The sequence below is a fragment of the Chitinophaga agrisoli genome (assembly GCF_008386695.1).
In the GTDB taxonomy this organism is placed as follows: domain Bacteria; phylum Bacteroidota; class Bacteroidia; order Chitinophagales; family Chitinophagaceae; genus Chitinophaga; species Chitinophaga agrisoli.
In genome coordinates this window covers 986292-999681 of record NZ_VUOC01000004.1, presented here as the reverse complement: position 1 = coordinate 999681, position 13390 = coordinate 986292, and the positions used below count along the sequence as shown (strand labels likewise).

The following is a 13390-nucleotide window of genomic DNA, read 5'->3' as shown; positions in this document are numbered from 1 at the left end:
TAAAAAATGAAGCTGGGAAAACATGACAACCGTTAACCACGGGCGGCCAGCTATAGCCTTCCGACCGCCGTGGGTTAACAATAAAGGGTTAACAAAGCCCTAATACCGGGCAATTTCGCTGAATATCCTGCATCACGCGCTTTCCGCGTTTCTTCGTCTTAAAGTTAATTGGTTTCGGCGGTGCAGCCGGCATCACCCGCTTTATTACTATATGTTCATGCTCTACGTTCACAATTACCTTATCACCAATACTAAAGCCTGCCTTTTGCAGCCACTGACCTGATAATCGTATAAACGGGGAGTGATTGGAGCTGCCGGGCATATAAGATATCGACAACTCACGAGACTTGAAATCAGTTTTCATAAATGGTATAATTATACTACAAATATAACGATTATACCAGTATTGGAAAAGCATAGTAAGGCTTTTTTTGGCATATTTATACTATATATAAGTCATTTATGTAGTATGATATTGCTAAATAATATTGTTCAATATGCTAATACGTCTGTAATTCAATAAATTGTTGGTAGATTAGCAATTGAAATTTTACTTTAATTAACCTGATAACCCAATATCCTGTTATGACCTTCGGCGAACGTGTAGCTATTGTCCGCAAACTTAAAAAGATGACTCAGGCCGAGTTAGGCATACTTGTAGGATACAGCGGTGACATAGTAAGCAAATATGAACGAGGAGTACCAACTCCTTCCATCGATATCGCCGCCAAATTCGCAAAGGCACTAAATACCTCATTGGATTACCTCGTAAATGGCATCGCAAGCCCTGGTAATGAATTAACCGGTGAGCTCCCTGCTCAGCTGCAACAATTCAATCAGCTGCATCCCGATGATCAAGCTCATTTACTCGCCGTGATGGAGGCATTTCTTATTAAAGCTAAATTACAATCACTACTGGGGTAGAATAAAAAGGCCCCCGCATATGCGGAGGCCCTTACACCAAACATCCGAAGGTAACCACACCCTCGCCGGAAACTATTCTGATAAACACTAATCAGCGTCAGTGTCAACTGCTGTCTGGCTTACACCACTCATCACCGTACCTGCGACAGCCAGGTAAGCAGCCACTTTCCCTATAATGGCCGGCAACGCCGCCAGGACGGGTAATCCGAGGACTGCGGAACTAACAGCAGTCAGGATGAGCCCTATATTCCGAACCTTCGCAAAGAAAGGTGGAGTGGGCGCCAATAACCGATCCGTTAATTTCATATGCACTTTTTTAATTGTTAAAAAATACATCCCTTAGAGCCTACCAGCGGATCCCCATCAGGGAGCCGGAGGAGTTGCGGGAGGCGTCCCTTCAGCTATAGCCGTAGCACCTGATACCATCACAATAGCCAGGGCATTGTAGGCACCATTTTTAAGGCTATACAGCGAACCGTTTACCTGCTGGTAGAACTCAATGCCCAGGACAACAAACAGCGGATTTGTGCTGTTTGGAGTGACTTCAATGGACAAGTTCAGTTCAGCCGTAGCGGTGGCATTGATCTCCAGCTGCTCACTGGCAGCGGCACCATACACAAACTGGTCTGCCTCAAAGTTCACCTCAGCGCCGGCCGCCACAATTTTAAAGTGGGTAGCGCCTGCAGGAGCTGCCAGCATATTAACTGGTATGAAAGGAGGTATAAACACAGTCAGCGCACCGGATACGCGGTTAATTGCTGGCGTAAAGGGAGCATAAAGAGTGCCGCCCAGGCGTCCCGCCGGATTAAATTCAAAGCCGCTCAGCAGCTCCGCCTCTCCATCGATCACATTACGTTGTCCGCGGACATTGGTAGCATCCGCACGGATCACCTTCACCATTGCTGCCGTTAGCCGGCTGGCCAGATAACTGTCGCTTGCCGTCAACAGCAACGCCCGGAATGCCGTGCGTAACAGTTTGCTGGCCTTTCCTGCCCTGCCAAACTCACTACCGTTTTCACGGGTGCGCTGGAAGGCAGGATCCGTTGCAATACGGCGACCATCTACGCCACCTTTCTGTCTTGCCAGGTACCCTGCCTTCGTTTTATAGAAGGTTACATTTCCAATGGTACCTTCTAAGGGTAAAATCCCTGTTTGCTTTGCCATCTTAATACAATTTTATTTGAAATAAGGCAGTTTACGTAGCCATGCCCGTTAGGCTTACATCTGCGCAGGATGTTGTAAATTTGCAATTACCACATCAAGCTACGCCGGCATTTTTAACGAGAAAAATTCGCATGCCGTTTATGCCGATAATGAAGAAATTGATCCCAAATCGCATAGTGATTTATGCCCGTGATGTAGAAAATATCACCGGTCGAAAGGGGCGGACAGCTCGTCTGCTCTTGCAGCGTATCCGTAAAATTTATGGGAAGAAGCCGGGACAGTTTGTAACCATCACAGAATTTTGTCAGTTCGCTGGGCTAAAAGAAGAGGAAATAACCTGTTTTTTGGTGCATTAGTACATCGTATCATCTTCCTGTTTAAAGCGCGTTTAGAGTGTTCTGGCACATAAAGGGACGGGGAAGTTCTAGCTGGTAAGGGGCTGGCATGGAAAAACTCCGGCTAATTAATTAGCGCTTGAAAAGCGGATGAGACTTCCATCTCCAATACCATCTTATCTTACTGACAATTAATATCATATATACTGATTTGCCTTACTTTGACGTACATTTTTCGTACCTTTGTGATAGTTAAAGTTCTTTAAAATACAACTAAAGTAAGCTAATCGAGAAGGTGACGAAAAAGGTTACGTAACCTTTTCAATCTCTGGAAATCAGCGATATATAAGGCGTTTGAGGTACTTGTCGTAGTCCCAGCGGGATCACAGAAAAAATAGAAAGCCTTCAAGTCTTTGAATTTGAAGGCTTTTTTGTTCTCCTGTTCTTTATCTCCTATTTTTACTTTCAACTTTAAATGTTGATTACCAGTAGTAAGGGAAGTCCGAGTACCTAAAGGGCATTTGAATCAATCATAACTTTTATTTCGCCAATTTATGGCATTCTCCTTTTCTTCTTTTAAGTAAAGCATGCTCCTTATTTTTTTGTAGTTAGCTGTACAGTTTCTATTATGCTGTAAGCATGTACATAATCCAATCATGCCAATTGCCTTTTTTATTAATGCATCTAGCGGTGATGCTTCAGAATCGTGATAAACCGTTCCGAAGCTGCCAGTTTCTCCCTTAATACGTCCTCACTCACAACATGGCGGTGTATAGATTACTTCCCCACTGGCAGGAAGAACGATACTGTCAATACCCCACATAGTTGAGTGAACACTTGGCTTTTATTTACTTTTACCGCCAGCTTATTTTTATTTTTTGTCGCTTTAATTCCGTTTTCATGTCGTTGGTGGTGGTTAAAAAAAACAGGTACAGCGGCGTTTTTATGTCTTCCACTTTTATGGTTTGCTGGTCATCGGTATAAAATTGTTGAACGGTTCTACTGCCAGTTACAGTATAGTCGTTTACAATTTTCACCTCTTTATCAAAAGAACTCCATTTCTCTTTAGGCTGATAAGACCAATTTGACCAACCCTCCGTGCTAATCGCTATTTCTTTGTCTTTATTATAATTTTCCTCTGTCATAGTTTCGCTGAATAATTTTTCCAGATCAGGTACCGGCTCATCGTCTTTCAGTCGGTACATACTGTCTGTAAAATCGGCTTTAACAAACACACCTGGTGTACTTTGCAGTGTTACTTCTACTACAAATGGCTTTCGTTGCAGTTGAATTTCGTTTTTGTCAGGCAGGTAGGTTTTGCCATCCTGGATAATTTTTAAGCTTACCTGTGCAGTTTGTGCAGTAATGTTATGTGTTACCAATAAGGCAACAAAACAAATAATGGTGAATTTCATATGACGGATTTTATTATCTGACCAAAACATACTTAAAAAAGTAAAAGTCCCGTAAAGTATCATCCTGCAGCTCATCTATATTCAGGTCGTAGTAAAGAGTTCGAACTTTACACCCATGGGGTCACAACAAGAAGATTCAACAGTATCAAAGCCGGCTACAAAGCTAAACCACCCCAAACCAGTCTGAATGGAATAGTGTCCAATCAATTCGGGTACACACCATATTTTGCTTTGTACTCTTCCCTGTTCTCAGGTTCTCCCATATTACCATAAAATGGGTGAGGTGAATTTTGCCGTTGTTTTTCTTTCTCCTCTGCTCTTATAGAGCGCTGTTCATTTCTCATGGTTTTCCATTTCATCTGTGCGGTTTTCTTCAGCATCTCTGCAAATTGCTTTCTTTGTTCTTCTGTAATCAGTTCAAATACCTTTTTGAAATCATCTGTATTTGAATCGTGCATCAGGAGGAGCGCCTTCAGGTGGCTATCACTGAGAGGGCCTTGAATATCAGGAAAGAGATCTGACATAGGTTTCTATTTGTAGGTATAATTTTAACTAAAATTACATTATCATCAAATATTTAACTGAGTGACAAAACAATAGATACTTTATCTCACATGTCTTGAAATACCACACTTTAATGGATCGAGCATTAGGATTTCTATTTAGCATCGTTGCGTCGCATTCCGTTCACCGGCATTACTACTATTGAGCTATTCTGGCCTGACCCACAGATGGCTGGAATCAGTAGCAATATCATACACAGTTATTTCACGACTTAAGATATCGACTGATATCAATTCAGCTGTTGTAAATACTGTACCTTCTCCGTTAAAGCTGTCTGCACCTAATCGTACGCTAACATACCCACTGGTATCTGTTTTTTCGTACCCATCATACATAAACACAATAGAGCTGTCCTTAACAAATAACTTCACCGTTTCATTTGTTGATAGTTGTATATAACTGCGAATGGTATCACCCAACCATGGAAACTCTTTATTTATCACAAAATAGGTGCTATCCGGAGGAATGGGCGCCTTTTGCACCCAAGTGGTATCTTCAATGGGAGGCGTTTCTGTTGGGGATACAATTGCATCTGATTTACTACTGGTTACATTATTACTGTGACAAAACGTAAACAAGAAAGGTATAAAGAGAACGAAAACATGTTTCATAAATATGGGATATATACAATTATCATCTTCAAATATATACTTAATAAATAATATAAAAAAGTGTCAGCAAAAAATTATAAGCATTATAAATATGGTTTTTGGAGGGGCTTATTAAAAGGTAGTAGCGTATCCCTATGACAACATCAGATTTAATCTTTAGCGTTTTTCGCTTAACCATATTTAGCCGATCCTTGATTTGCATACAACTTTCAGGGCTTTGCATACAGCTATTAAAGTGTTCTTAGCGAACTTTGACCTATTAAAATAGTTAGTATGGTAATGAAGAAAATAAATTTGGGAAGCGAAGGTTTGGTTGTACCAATTATAGGTTTGGGCTGTATGGGTATGACGGGTTTTGAAGAAGGAAATATGTATGGAGAGGCAGATGAGCAAGAAGCTATTGCCACCATTCACAGATCGCTCGAATTAGGCGGCAATTTTTTAGATACTGCTGATTTGTACGGCCCTTTCAAAAATGAGCAGTTGATTGCTAAAGCAATATATGGTAATAGGAACAAATATATTATCGCGACAAAATTCGGCTGGGAAATAGATGATAACAACAAAGTGACCTGGGCTATTAATGGCAAAAAAGAGTATGTAAAAAAAGCGGTGGAACGTTCTCTTAAAAACCTTAACACGGCGTATATCGATTTGTACTATATGCACCGACTTGATAAAAACACGCCCATCGAAGAAACCATTGAGGCGATGAGCGAGCTGGTGAAGGAAGGAAAACTGGGTTATCTCGGACTATCAGAAGTATCTTCAGAAACTGTAAAAAGAGCTCACGCGGTTCACCCGATTACAGCGGTACAAAGTGAATATTCTTTATTTGAGCGAACAACTGAACAACGTGGCATACTGAATACTCTGAATGAACTTGGGATAGGTTTTGTTGCTTATTCCCCATTAGGACGTGGTTTTTTATCAGGACAGATACGAACCATAGATGACTTGCCGGAAAATGATTTTCGCCGGGCAATTCCACGTTTTCAGGAAGCTCATTTTTACAAGAATATTGAGTTGGTTAAGGCAATTGAGGTAATGGCCGAAGAGAAAAAAATAACCACATCACAGTTAGCACTGGCTTGGATTATAAATAAGGGCATCTTACCTATTCCGGGCACCAAACGAAGAAAATATTTAGAGCAAAACATAGCTGCCACCGAAATTGAATTAAACGAAGCTGATCTGTCGAAACTCGAAAGCATTGTGCCGTTGGGTACTGATACCGGCAATCCATACGATGAGTTTAGTATGGGGCTTATTGATTAGAGTATTTATACGATTGCATTTAAGGATGCAACCACTACTCTTCACATTAAAATGTTTAAATTAACATTATGAATGCCATCAGATCAGTCTCAGAATTTCACCGGTTACTCTCTTTGCCCGAGCCACGCCACCCATTGGTAAGTGTGATCAACCTCGCCGAAAGTATTTTCCTGGAAGATGATGTATGGAAAGGTTTTGTGAATAGATTTTATTGTGTTGCCCTCAAAAGGGAAGTCAAGGGTAAAATACGATATGGTCAGCAGCATTATGATTACAATAAGGGTGTTCTGAGCTTTACTGCACCTAATCAAGTTCAGTACCTGGATCTGAACAACCTAGAATGCGGGTCAGGTTACCTGCTTATTTTCCATCCTGACTTTTTGCTGGCCCATCCTCTGGCAAGTAACATCAACAGTTACAACTTCTTTTCTTACGCCGTAAATGAGGCTCTGCATCTTTCTGCTGAAGAAGAAGATGATCTTGTTACAATATTGAACAAGATCGATAAGGAATGCCTGCATATTGATAAATATACTCAGGAAATTATCCTATCGCAAATTGAGTTGTTGCTCAATTATTCCAATCGATTTTACGAGCGGCAGTTTATCACCCGGAAAAACTACAATCATCAACTGCTTGCCAAATTTGAACGCCTTGTTGATGAGTATTTTGACAGCAGTACAACAAAGCAACCGGAACTATTAACGGTACAACGCGTGGCCGAACTTATGAGCCTGTCTCCAAACTACCTGAGCGATCTACTGCGCATGCATACAGGGCAAAATACACAACAGCATATACATCAGAGGTTAATTGAAAAGGCGAAGGAAAAACTCTCGACTACAAATTTATCGGTAAGTGAAATTGCTTATACATTAGGCTTTGAACACGCACAATCGTTCAGTACGCTGTTTAAGAAGAAAACCAGCTTGTCACCGCTTGAGTTCCGGCAGGCATTTAACTGATAATTAAGATGCACCCATGAGACTCACATAATAAGAGTAGACCAATTAAACATCCATTAAATCACTTAAAAGCTATTCTTGCAATAACGTTATCTAAAATATTAACCATTAGGTTTAATTATGTAGTGCAATATTATGCTTATTACCAGTGTATATCTTGGGAAATAATAGGGGCCGGAGTCTCATTTACTTATCAACTTAAGGTACACCACCGCTTTAAGTAGCGCTTCTTTTCTGTGGCGTGAAACAGGAAGCTGTTTGCCATCAATAAAAACCCGCCCGCCTGAAATAGCATCAATTTTACGAGTGTTGATCAGGTAGGATTGATGGATCCTGAAAAAAGAGTCTTTAGGCAGCATTTCCTCCAGGGAGGTCATAGTTTGATGGATAATGAAGGTCTTTTCTTTAAAATGCAGTTTCAGGTAATTCTGCATTCCTTCCACAAATAGAATATCCTCCCAGATAATTCTCAGAAAGGTGTCTCCCTGCCGGATATACATATCGGAATCCGCCCCTTCCTTACTATTTTGTAAAATGAGACGGGATTGGAATATACTCAATGCCTTGTTTGCTGCCTGGAAAAAGCGCTGAAACTCTAAAGGCTTCATCAGGTAATCCACCACATTCAACCGAAAGCCTTCCAGTGCGTGCTCGGAGTAAGCAGTGGTTAAGATGGCAAGTGGAGATTTATCCAAAGACTGTAAAAACTCAAGTCCGGAAAGCATCGGCATATTGATATCCAGGAACATAAGGTCAATATCCTTCGCTTTCAGGATCTCCGTTGCTTTTATGGCAGAGGTGCAGGTATCTGCAACCTCCAGGAAATCCAACTGGTTAATAAAGTTAACCACCCCCTTTATGGCGATCGGCTCATCATCCACGACGAGGCACCTTAAAAGCGGGCTGCTTGTTTGTTTTGATATTATTTCTCCCATAACACCTATAATTTGATAACCAGTTTAGTATAATAAGTTGTTTTAGCGTCTTTGATCATTAAATCGTAATGCGCTCCGTAAAGAATTTCTAGACGTTTCTTCGCATTTTCAAGTCCTATTCCCGAAACGGGGTCTTTTTCCTGTTTAATGTCTGATTTAGAGTTTTCAACCTCTAAACAAATTGAATTAGCTGTTTGTTCCAAAGATATGTTCACATAAGCCATTTCTGATATACCCCGGGCCACATGTTTGAAGGCATTTTCAATAAAGGTGATTAATAATAAAGGGGGGAATGCTTTATGGTTATCCTCGATCTTCCACGAACAATTGATGGTCAGCTCATTTCCCCATCTCACTTTTTCTATCTCAATAAAGTCTTTTAAAAATTGCACCTCCTGCGCTACGCTTACCTTGCTGTTTTTGTCACTATCCAGTTGATAACGCAGTATCTTGGAATACCTTATCAGCAATGAAGATGCCAAAGCTACATCCTCCTGCATCAATATATTAATGTGGTTCAATACATTGAACATGAAATGGGGGCTGATCTGTTGCTGAAGTATCTGTAATTGGGATTCAACCAATGCTTCGTGCAATTTCATGCTTTCCTCATGGAACCTCAACCCACAAAATCCGAAATTCACAAATAAAGCCACCACCAGTGCATTTATATACATAATGCTGAAGAGGTTCCTCCCTAACAAGAGTTCAGACGGGGGAAGAAAGCCGCTTTGTTCCAGATAAAGAAAACCATGTAGAACAGCCGGTATAAATAGGGCAGATATCGCTGATACCAGAAAAAACTGTCCGGCAAACAAAAGCATCCGCTGTTGTCTCATTGCCTTTTGCAACAGGTTTTTGCTCAAATAAGTGGTGAACGGGTATAAACATGACATGATGCAGATTGCCAGCAAACCACCTTCCAGCATAGAGGAGTCCGGTATATACCGGAACCAGAAAACAATGGTCAGAAAAATCCAGATCAAAATTACAAACCGGTCATATTTTTTTAACAGCGTCATGCGGCAAAGTTAAGGGTAATAGTCTACAGCCTGATTACCAGGCGTCAAAGCGAAACGCCTATCGGTCAAAATAATTTCTATCATGCAGCTACCTGCTTCATCTTTGTTCCAGTGGACGCCAAAAACGTCTGGTTTAATGGAAACAGTTTATTTAAAAGCTATGAGATCATTATTGATATGTGTGTTTATTATAGGTGTTGCTTCTACAAGAAGCAATGCACAGGCCTTTTTAAAGACCGAGTATTTTGGAACATCGGGCTATCAGATGACGGAAGGCGATTCCAGTCGGCGGATAGGAAATAGCAAAGGCTCGGCCATTGTCTACCAGGCAGGTATCAACATTCCCCTGTCCAAAAAATTAAACGAATTGAATCGTCCAACCATGTGGTCTATCGGTGTTGGGGGAGCCTATGTTGGTCTTAACAACAAGAATTTTACCGCACCGTTGGTTGTCGACAAGGTTCTAAATATAGGTGTGAGTTTGAATTACCAGCGGCCATTAAATGACCGGTGGTCGCTCAGGACGGGTGTCGGTGGCGGAATCTTTATGCCCACTACTGATCTGTCGCAAATAAGGTTCAAAAATGTATTGGGCAGCGTTAGCGCGGTATTTATCCGTCATTTAAAACCCAACCTTGACCTGGGTGGTGGCCTTGCTCTAAACAACTCTTTTGGATTCCCCATGCTATTTCCCGCTTTTTACCTTAACTGGAGAACCTCAGGACGTTATTCGGTACAGGCTTCACTAAGGGATGGCCTTGAAGTGTCGGCGGGCTACCAGTTTAATACAAACTTCAAGCTAAACCTGGTGATGGAGGTTAACGGGCAGATGGCCTTGCTGGAGCAGGAAGGAAAGGATAAAATATTCACCCATCAATATGTCGTCTTCGGATTACGCCCGGAAATAAAGTTAGGGAAACGCGTGACCATCCCTCTCACTTTCGGCTTAAATGCTACACGTACCGCACAAATAACCGACAGGAGTTTGAAGACAATTTTTCAGGATAAGGGATATTCCTTCCGGGGATCGCTTTACGCCGGAGCAGGGCTGCAATTTAGATTTTAAGGGCAATTGATCAGGGTGGAAAATGACCGCCAACGGCTCAAGGAAGACCTAGATTATTTTAAAAAACACCTTCAAAGGAAGGTTAAAGAGAAAAACATAATTTAATACATTTGCAGTAATAGTTCTTTGCTCTAAAAAACAAACAAATACCATCAACCAACGAGGGTAGGAAAAAGGGTTGGCTATAGATGGTTGTTTGAAAATACGCTCCGTAGCAAGTTCCCGTAGGGCTGAAATTCTCCCAGCGGGATCACAAAAGGCATTCTTTAGAATGCCTTTTTCGTTTATATATGCCACTGTAGCGGTTTTTGAAAAATTTCCATATCAAAGGATGTCCATCTCTGGCAAACTCCGCGGAAATGATGTTGCCTGCCCAACTACCAATGTATCTGTTATTTCCCGTGAAGTCACCTCCACCCCCTGCCGTTTCCTGAGCAGGTTCCCTGGATCGCAATTCGCCTTCCTCTTAAGCGTTGGGTTAACAATTGAAATTCTTAGCCCGGCGACCCTGATTTTCATTACTTGTCACAGGACAAGTGGTGTGGGTTTTATTTCCCCTTCCTTTGCATTGTAATAAACAACTAACATTATGCAAAGCGAAAAAAATAATAACCAGGAAGATTTAAATCCGGCATTGAATAAAAGCAGCAGCACAATCGTAATTGTTCACGGGGCCTGGTCTTCCGCAAACGATTGGCTCCATGTTGCGAGTCACCTGATGTCCCATGGCAATAAGCTGATCACAGTAAATCTTCCTGGCCACGGAAGTGATGAAACACCTATTTCAAACATCAGCCTGCAGCTTTATGTCTACGAAGTCTTAAAGGCCATCGGCGACGAAAGGGATGTCACTTTGGTCGGTCATAGCTTCGGTGGAATAGTTGCAAGCCAGGTAGCGGAACTGATCGCACCGCAGATAAAGAAAATAATTTATATCGCCGCTTTTGTTCCCCAAAATGGAGATAGTTTAATGTCACTGGCTCAATCTGACAAACAGAGTCATGTGGGTAGAAACCTTATCGTGGACGAGAACGCAGGTCTTGCCAGTATAGTAAGGGAAGCTGTTACGGACGTATTTCTGGCCGATGCACCCGCACATATTGCGAAATACGTTACCGATAATCTCAGGCCTGAGCCCCTTGTTCCGCTGGCCACACCGGTGGATTTGACCCATGGCAATTTTGGAAAAACCCCCAAAGTATATGTTCACAGTCAGCATGACCACACCATTGGCTATTCACTACAACAAAAGATGGTAGAAGATGCCGGCATTGTCAGAACGTACTCATTGCCATCCAGCCACACTCCCTTTATCGTATTCCCTCAATTACTATCAGATATTATAACCGTGGAAGCCAATTGACTCACAACTAATAACAACATAACACTACAATAAAACAATCATGAAAAAGTTAAAATTGATCCAATTCCTTACTGTGGTCTTTATATTCATCTTATCCTCTTGCTCGAAGGACGATAAGCCACTTCAACAATCCAGTAATTATGTACTTGTTCATGGGGCCTGGCAGGCGCCTTACGCATGGCAGACAGTTAAGAATAATCTCGAAAAACAAGGGAATAAAGTCGTTGTTGTCGAGTTGCCGGGACATGGTGATGATCAGACAATCCCCGGTACGATTACTTTAGATGTTTATAGAGATAAAGTGATAGACGCCATCTCTAAAATGAATGGTAAAGTTATTCTGGTAGGCCACAGTCTTGGCGGAATGATCATTTCATCTGTGGCAGAGGCCATTCCTTCGAAAATTGAAAAACTGGTTTATGTGGCCGCCTACCTGCCGGTTTCTGGCCAAACCCTCGACCAATTGGCACATACGGACCGCGATTCTCAGCTTGTCGATAGCGTTCTCATTTTTAACAATGCAAATTATACGGTGGATGTAAAGCACGACCATATTGTAAATCTGTTTATCCAGGACGGTACTCCCGAAATTCAGCAGCTGGTACTGCAGAATTACCGCACAGAGCCGCTTATTCCATTTATAAATCCTGTTACATTGACTGAAGGAAATTTTGGATCGGTTAAAAAGGTTTACATCAAAACTTTACAGGACCATGTTATATCGCCATATCTGCAAGATAAAATGATCACAGCGGGCGTAGTTAAATCTGTATACCAGATAAACACCGGACATTGTCCATTCCTTTCACAGCCCGATGCGCTGACATCACTTCTTACTCAGGCAGCAAACAACTAGTATAAAACGAATAAATACATAAATCATGAAAAATATCTTTCTCTTTGTAACAGCACTTTTGTTTTCCACATTCACAGCATTTTCACAAACTGCAAAATCCAATAACAAGAGCACTATCGTGATTGTGCATGGCGCATGGTCGTCATCCGCTGACTGGCAGCACGTTGTTGACGATCTGACTGCATCCGGTAACCCCGTCATTGCCGTTAATCTTCCCGGGCATGGCAGCGATAAAACGGCTATCCCGGCGATCAGCTTAAAATTATATGTGGATGAGGTTAAAAAGACCATCGGTGACAAACAGGATGTAGTTTTAGTAGGCCACAGTTTCGGCGGTATCGTTGCGAGCCAGGTAGCAGAGGAGATCGCACCACAAATCAAAAAGTTGATCTATGTTGCGGCTTATGTGCCTAAAAATGGCGAAAGCCTTCTTTCCCTGGCTCAAACTGACAGTGAGAGCCATGTTGGTAAAAATCTTGTTGTTGATAAGCAAGCAGGGATTGCTTCAATACGCAAAGAAGGGGTAGCCGATGTTTTTCTCGCCGATGCGCCTAAACAGGTGGCTGATTATGTAAGCAATAATATTAAACCCGAACCTTTAGCGCCTTTGGCTACTCCAGTTACACTGACAGACACAAAGTTTGGGAAAATTGATAAGGTTTTTATTTACAGCCTTAATGACCATACGATCGGTTATACACTTCAACAAAAAATGGTCAGGGATGCGGGTATCCAGAGATTATATTCCCTTCCGTCAAGCCATACTCCTTTTGTAATGTTCCCGCACGTTTTAGCCCAGATCATTGAGCTGGAAACAAAGTAACAGGCAGCTCAAGTAAAAATTCTTTCGGCGTTAAGGACCATTCGTTCCAAAGCTATCTTTCAATAATTG

General features: G+C 41.7%; 16 protein-coding genes. 8 read left to right on the top strand and 8 right to left on the bottom strand.

The window, feature by feature from the left end; translation table 11 throughout:
* Positions 1-88 precede the first annotated feature (88 nt).
* Positions 89-364: a SymE family type I addiction module toxin gene (locus F0L74_RS23150; RefSeq protein ID WP_188316126.1), complete on the bottom strand. Its 276-nt coding sequence runs from the start codon at positions 362-364 to the stop codon at positions 89-91.
* Positions 365-585: 221 nt separating this feature from the next.
* On the opposite strand from F0L74_RS23150, the gene F0L74_RS23145 reads away from it, so the two are divergent.
* Positions 586-924, top strand: coding sequence for a helix-turn-helix domain-containing protein (locus F0L74_RS23145; protein WP_149840289.1), 339 nt, complete (start codon positions 586-588; stop codon positions 922-924).
* Positions 925-1011: 87 nt separating this feature from the next.
* Here the strand turns inward: F0L74_RS23145 and F0L74_RS23140 are convergent, their stop codons facing one another.
* Both F0L74_RS23140 and F0L74_RS23135 read right to left on the bottom strand, forming a co-directional pair.
* Positions 1012-1230 carry a hypothetical protein gene (locus F0L74_RS23140; RefSeq protein ID WP_149840288.1) on the bottom strand — a complete coding sequence of 73 codons (219 nt, stop codon included), beginning with the start codon at positions 1228-1230 and terminating at the stop codon, positions 1012-1014.
* 57 nt (positions 1231-1287) lie between these two features.
* Entirely contained in the window at positions 1288-2088 is an 801-nt protein-coding gene (locus F0L74_RS23135) for a hypothetical protein (protein WP_149840287.1), read from the bottom strand.
* Between the two features lie 149 nt (positions 2089-2237).
* Here F0L74_RS23135 and F0L74_RS23130 point away from each other — a divergent pair, with 149 nt between their 5' ends.
* Positions 2238-2444 carry a hypothetical protein gene (locus tag F0L74_RS23130; protein ID WP_149840286.1) on the top strand — a complete coding sequence of 69 codons (207 nt, stop codon included), beginning with the start codon at positions 2238-2240 and terminating at the stop codon, positions 2442-2444.
* An 833-nt stretch (positions 2445-3277) separates the two neighbouring features.
* Here F0L74_RS23130 and F0L74_RS23125 read toward each other — a convergent pair.
* The 3 genes from F0L74_RS23125 to F0L74_RS23115 all read right to left on the bottom strand — a co-directional run bounded on the left by F0L74_RS23125 (position 3278) and on the right by F0L74_RS23115 (position 5013).
* The gene (locus F0L74_RS23125) at positions 3278-3838 is read right to left on the bottom strand and encodes a hypothetical protein (protein WP_149840285.1); all 561 of its coding nucleotides are present in this window, start codon (positions 3836-3838) and stop codon (positions 3278-3280) included.
* Between the two features lie 203 nt (positions 3839-4041).
* A complete protein-coding gene (locus F0L74_RS23120) occupies positions 4042-4362 on the bottom strand; it encodes a hypothetical protein (RefSeq protein ID WP_149840284.1) in 321 nt (106 codons plus the stop codon).
* Between the two features lie 186 nt (positions 4363-4548).
* Positions 4549-5013 (bottom strand): hypothetical protein, encoded by a 465-nt coding sequence (locus F0L74_RS23115; RefSeq protein WP_149840283.1) that lies wholly within the window; start codon positions 5011-5013, stop codon positions 4549-4551.
* Between the two features lie 273 nt (positions 5014-5286).
* Here F0L74_RS23115 and F0L74_RS23110 point away from each other — a divergent pair, with 273 nt between their 5' ends.
* Positions 5287-6291: an aldo/keto reductase gene (locus tag F0L74_RS23110; RefSeq protein ID WP_149840282.1), complete on the top strand. Its 1005-nt coding sequence runs from the start codon at positions 5287-5289 to the stop codon at positions 6289-6291.
* 68 nt (positions 6292-6359) lie between these two features.
* The gene (locus tag F0L74_RS23105) at positions 6360-7256 is read left to right on the top strand and encodes a helix-turn-helix domain-containing protein (protein ID WP_149840281.1); all 897 of its coding nucleotides are present in this window, start codon (positions 6360-6362) and stop codon (positions 7254-7256) included.
* Between the two features lie 182 nt (positions 7257-7438).
* Here the strand turns inward: F0L74_RS23105 and F0L74_RS23100 are convergent, their stop codons facing one another.
* Together F0L74_RS23100 and F0L74_RS23095 are read right to left on the bottom strand one after the other, a co-directional pair.
* Positions 7439-8191 carry a LytR/AlgR family response regulator transcription factor gene (locus F0L74_RS23100; RefSeq protein ID WP_149840280.1) on the bottom strand — a complete coding sequence of 251 codons (753 nt, stop codon included), beginning with the start codon at positions 8189-8191 and terminating at the stop codon, positions 7439-7441.
* A 5-nt stretch (positions 8192-8196) separates the two neighbouring features.
* Positions 8197-9213, bottom strand: coding sequence for a sensor histidine kinase (locus tag F0L74_RS23095; RefSeq protein ID WP_149840279.1), 1017 nt, complete (start codon positions 9211-9213; stop codon positions 8197-8199).
* Between the two features lie 82 nt (positions 9214-9295).
* Between F0L74_RS23095 and F0L74_RS23090 the strand changes: the two genes are divergently transcribed.
* From F0L74_RS23090 to F0L74_RS23075, 4 genes are all read left to right on the top strand, one after another.
* Complete coding sequence (locus F0L74_RS23090; RefSeq protein ID WP_213087059.1) at positions 9296-10279, top strand: DUF6268 family outer membrane beta-barrel protein; 984 nt, start codon at positions 9296-9298, stop codon at positions 10277-10279.
* Positions 10280-10868: 589 nt separating this feature from the next.
* Positions 10869-11642, top strand: a complete 774-nt coding sequence (locus F0L74_RS23085; protein WP_149840278.1) for an alpha/beta fold hydrolase — start codon at positions 10869-10871, stop codon at positions 11640-11642.
* 40 nt (positions 11643-11682) lie between these two features.
* Positions 11683-12498 (top strand): alpha/beta fold hydrolase, encoded by an 816-nt coding sequence (locus F0L74_RS23080; protein WP_149840277.1) that lies wholly within the window; start codon positions 11683-11685, stop codon positions 12496-12498.
* A 25-nt stretch (positions 12499-12523) separates the two neighbouring features.
* Positions 12524-13321 carry an alpha/beta fold hydrolase gene (locus F0L74_RS23075; protein WP_149840276.1) on the top strand — a complete coding sequence of 266 codons (798 nt, stop codon included), beginning with the start codon at positions 12524-12526 and terminating at the stop codon, positions 13319-13321.
* Positions 13322-13390: the final 69 nt, after the last annotated feature.

Excerpts from the sequence above, each read along its gene's own strand:
- F0L74_RS23150 (WP_188316126.1), bottom strand. The coding sequence starts at position 364 with ATGAAAACTGATTTCAAGTCTCGTGAGTTGTCGATATCTTATATGCCC.
- F0L74_RS23090 (WP_213087059.1), top strand. The coding sequence starts at position 9,296 with ATGCAGCTACCTGCTTCATCTTTGTTCCAGTGGACGCCAAAAACGTCT.
- F0L74_RS23125 (WP_149840285.1), bottom strand. The coding sequence starts at position 3,838 with ATGAAATTCACCATTATTTGTTTTGTTGCCTTATTGGTAACACATAAC.
- F0L74_RS23120 (WP_149840284.1), bottom strand. The coding sequence starts at position 4,362 with ATGTCAGATCTCTTTCCTGATATTCAAGGCCCTCTCAGTGATAGCCAC.
- F0L74_RS23080 (WP_149840277.1), top strand. The coding sequence starts at position 11,683 with ATGAAAAAGTTAAAATTGATCCAATTCCTTACTGTGGTCTTTATATTC.
- F0L74_RS23115 (WP_149840283.1), bottom strand. The coding sequence starts at position 5,013 with ATGAAACATGTTTTCGTTCTCTTTATACCTTTCTTGTTTACGTTTTGT.
- F0L74_RS23140 (WP_149840288.1), bottom strand. The coding sequence starts at position 1,230 with ATGAAATTAACGGATCGGTTATTGGCGCCCACTCCACCTTTCTTTGCG.
- F0L74_RS23130 (WP_149840286.1), top strand. The coding sequence starts at position 2,238 with ATGAAGAAATTGATCCCAAATCGCATAGTGATTTATGCCCGTGATGTA.
- F0L74_RS23105 (WP_149840281.1), top strand. The coding sequence starts at position 6,360 with ATGAATGCCATCAGATCAGTCTCAGAATTTCACCGGTTACTCTCTTTG.
- F0L74_RS23085 (WP_149840278.1), top strand. The coding sequence starts at position 10,869 with ATGCAAAGCGAAAAAAATAATAACCAGGAAGATTTAAATCCGGCATTG.
- F0L74_RS23075 (WP_149840276.1), top strand. The coding sequence starts at position 12,524 with ATGAAAAATATCTTTCTCTTTGTAACAGCACTTTTGTTTTCCACATTC.
- F0L74_RS23135 (WP_149840287.1), bottom strand. The coding sequence starts at position 2,088 with ATGGCAAAGCAAACAGGGATTTTACCCTTAGAAGGTACCATTGGAAAT.
- F0L74_RS23095 (WP_149840279.1), bottom strand. The coding sequence starts at position 9,213 with ATGACGCTGTTAAAAAAATATGACCGGTTTGTAATTTTGATCTGGATT.
- F0L74_RS23145 (WP_149840289.1), top strand. The coding sequence starts at position 586 with ATGACCTTCGGCGAACGTGTAGCTATTGTCCGCAAACTTAAAAAGATG.
- F0L74_RS23110 (WP_149840282.1), top strand. The coding sequence starts at position 5,287 with ATGGTAATGAAGAAAATAAATTTGGGAAGCGAAGGTTTGGTTGTACCA.
- F0L74_RS23100 (WP_149840280.1), bottom strand. The coding sequence starts at position 8,191 with ATGGGAGAAATAATATCAAAACAAACAAGCAGCCCGCTTTTAAGGTGC.